At 59.5% G+C, this 654-nt stretch carries 2 protein-coding genes; both read left to right on the forward strand.

All coding sequences use genetic code 11. The features are described 5' to 3' along the window. Positions 1-407: fimbrial protein (locus C0K55_RS25730; protein WP_105283462.1), on the forward strand; the 407-nt coding region annotated here is incomplete at its 5' end. 14 nt (positions 408-421) lie between these two features. After that, positions 422-654, forward strand: a 233-nt coding sequence (locus C0K55_RS25735) for a hypothetical protein (RefSeq protein WP_272898105.1), incomplete at its 3' end; no start/stop codon positions are given.

Here is a 654-nt window from a genome sequence, read left to right on the forward strand (position 1 = left end):
GCAACAGTGGCCGGCTGACATTCGGGACTTACCGCAAGTCCACGGGGGCGTCTGTGCCGCCGCGTGACTTCACTGTGCGTCTGTATGAGTCCGGTGCCACGGTTCAGGGCTGCTCAGCCTTTAAGGCGGGGCAGGTCGCCACCCTGGATTTTGGTAACCCGGGCCAGCTGGACGCAGGGGGCGTGGTCACCCGCGGTGCCGGTGAGGGTGTTCGCGTGGATGTGCGGGCGGTGGATGCACAGGCAGATTATCGCGGACGTCTGACTCAGGACAGTCATTCGGTGAATTACCCGGTGGAGTTTGCTGCTAAAGGACAGTTTCGTTTTCGTGCGCAGCCGGTGTTTCCGGCGAACGTGAAGGCGGGGGAATACACGGGGGCACTGACCTTTGTGGTCACGTATCAGTAACGGAGAAAAGGATTGTGTGTGCAGGAAAGAAGGCAGTCGCAGAGCCGGTTTCGTCCGTGTTTTTCCGTCGGGCCGCACTTGCGCTTGCCGTATCAGCTGCTTTTGCCAGTGCCACAGGTATTGCAGGTGAAAAACTGGATATGTCCTTTATCCAGGGTGGTGTCGGGGTTAATCCGGAAGTCTGGGCAGCCCTGAACGGCAGCTATGCACCGGGGCGTTATCTGGTTGACCTGTCCCTGAACGGGAA

Source organism: Escherichia sp. MOD1-EC6098, assembly GCF_002965865.1.
GTDB lineage: Bacteria > Pseudomonadota > Gammaproteobacteria > Enterobacterales > Enterobacteriaceae > Escherichia > Escherichia marmotae.